Below are 1,694 nucleotides of genomic sequence, written 5' to 3'. Positions count from 1 at the left end.
CGTTGAGCAGTAATGCTCAGCAGTGTTCAGCGTAAATGTATCAGAAAAACCTAAACTAGGGGTGAGTGAGCTGCTGCCGAGATCCCTATGGTGCCCCTGATCATCGACTGTGACCCTGGCCAAGACGATGCGGTGGCTCTGCTGCTGGCTATGGCGTCGCCAGAAGAGCTGCAATTGCTGGGCATTACCACGGTGGCCGGCAATGTCTCTCTGGACAAAACCAGCCGCAACGCTCGACAGATCTGTGAATTGGCCGGTCAGCCGCAGATGGGGGTGTATGCCGGCTGTCCCCGCCCTCTCCTGCGCCCTCTGGAAACTGCCGAGCAGGTGCATGGCAAAACCGGGATCGATGGGGCAGATCTGCCGGAGCCCCAGATGCCTTTGGGATCCCGGCATGCGGTAACCTATCTCATCGAGACGCTGATGGCTGCCTCTGAGCCGATTACTTTGGCTTTGCTAGGCCCGATGACCAACTTAGCGGTGGCCCTGGTGCAGCAGCCCCGGATTGTGGAGCGCATCCAGCGGCTGGTGTTTATGGGGGGATCCGCCTTTGAGGGGAATGTTACCCCGGCAGCCGAGTTCAACATCCTCACCGATCCCCACGCCGCCCAGATCGTGCTCAGCGCCGGGATCCCGGAGGTGGTGATGCTGGGCTTGCACGTCACCCAACAGGTCCTCAGCACGCCGGAGCGGATTGAGCGCATCCGCGCCCTGGGCACCCGCGTTGGGCAGACGGTGGCCAATATGCTCACCTTTTACGGTAAGGTCGACGTAGAACGCTACGGGCTACCGGGGGGGCCGTTGCACGACCCTTGTGTGATTGCCTATCTGTTACAGCCGCAGTTGTTCGAGCTCAAGCCCTGCTACGTCGAGGTGGAAACGGCTAGCCCCTTGAACCTGGGCCGGACGGTGGTGGATCGCTGGGGATCCAGTGGTCGCCCTGCCAATGTCCAGGTGGCTTTTGGGGTGGATGCCCAGGGGTTTTACCACCTGCTCACCGAGCGCCTGGGCCGTTACCGATAATTCTGATAGTTCTGATCCTTGAGGCCAGATCCGAAGGTGGAGAATCCCAGCGCCGTCCAACGTGCCAAGCTGGAGTGGGTGAACCTGCCCACCGCCGTCACCCTGCTGCGGCTGGCAGGGATCCCTTTTGTTTTGCTGGGCCTGAGCCTGCGATCCCCACTGGGGGAGAGGTTGGCCCTCTGGGCGTTCCTGTTGGCGGCGGCAACCGATTGGCTGGATGGCCATTTGGCCCGCCGTTATGGCTTGGTAACCGATATGGGCAAGTTTTTGGATCCTCTGGTGGATAAGCTGCTGGTGTTGGCGCCGCTGCTGGGCCTGCTGGAACTGGGGCGGATCCCCGCTTGGGGCGTGTTTTTGCTGGTGGGGCGGGAGCTGGCCATCGCCGGCTGGCGGGTCAACCAAAGCCAAATCCGCGGTGCCAATTTCTGGGGCAAAGCCAAGACGGTAACCCAAATCCTGGCCATTGCTTTGCTGATTTTGGGGTGGCCGGGAGGGATCCCTTGTTTTTGGGTGGCGGTGGTTCTCACCCTGATCTCGGGCCTGACCTACCTGCACACCGATCATCCCCATCATGCGCAGTCACCCGGCAGGCCATAGCCCTTGTCAGATCCCCCCGCCCCTCGCCGACAGAGGAGCATGACTCTAGTCAATAATAAGCTCAACTATACTGA

At 60.9% G+C, this 1,694-nt stretch carries 2 protein-coding genes; both read left to right on the top strand.

All coding sequences use genetic code 11. The features are described from left to right. The first annotated feature begins 87 nt into the window (after positions 1-87). The gene (locus NW843_RS10120; RefSeq protein WP_414522866.1) at positions 88-1,023 is read left to right on the top strand and encodes a nucleoside hydrolase; all 936 of its coding nucleotides are present in this window, start codon (positions 88-90) and stop codon (positions 1,021-1,023) included. A gap of 78 nt (positions 1,024-1,101) precedes the next feature. After that, on the top strand, positions 1,102-1,620 hold the full coding sequence (pgsA, locus tag NW843_RS10115; RefSeq protein WP_414329287.1) for a CDP-diacylglycerol--glycerol-3-phosphate 3-phosphatidyltransferase: 519 nt from the start codon (positions 1,102-1,104) through the stop codon (positions 1,618-1,620). The last annotated feature ends 74 nt before the right edge of the window (positions 1,621-1,694 follow it).

The sequence above is a fragment of the Synechococcus sp. R5-12 genome (assembly GCF_047502655.1).
Lineage (GTDB): Bacteria > Cyanobacteriota > Cyanobacteriia > Thermostichales > Thermostichaceae > Thermostichus.
The sequence above is the reverse complement of the archived record's forward strand: the minus strand, read 5'-3'. Positions and strand labels throughout refer to the sequence as shown.

Coding starts and splice junctions, on each gene's coding strand:
- NW843_RS10120 (WP_414522866.1), top strand. CDS start 88: ATGGTGCCCCTGATCATCGACTGTGACCCTGGCCAAGACGATGCGGTG.